1 protein-coding gene is annotated in these 252 nt (G+C 69.8%); it reads right to left on the minus strand.

Annotated elements, in window-relative coordinates:
* Positions 1-252: penicillin-binding transpeptidase domain-containing protein (locus FJ988_RS30640; RefSeq protein WP_281407767.1), on the minus strand; the 252-nt coding region annotated here is incomplete at both ends.

Here is a 252-nt window from a genome sequence, read left to right on the forward strand (position 1 = left end):
GTGGTAGACGCCGTCGTTGGCGAACGTCGCGTACGCCGCCGCCATCTCGACGGGCGTGACCTCGACGTTGCCGAGCGCGAGCCCGGAGTTCGGGTTGTCGAGCTTCTCGGTGATGCCGGCCTGGCGCGCCGCGTCGGCGACCGCCTGCGGGCCGACCTCGTTGCCGAGCGCGGTGAACACCACGTTGTTCGACAGGGTCATCGCCTTCTTCAGCGAGCAGCTGCTGCAGTCGGCGCCCTCGACGTTGCGGAC

The sequence above is a fragment of the Mesorhizobium sp. CU3 genome, assembly GCF_006442965.1.
Lineage (GTDB): Bacteria > Pseudomonadota > Alphaproteobacteria > Rhizobiales > Rhizobiaceae > Mesorhizobium.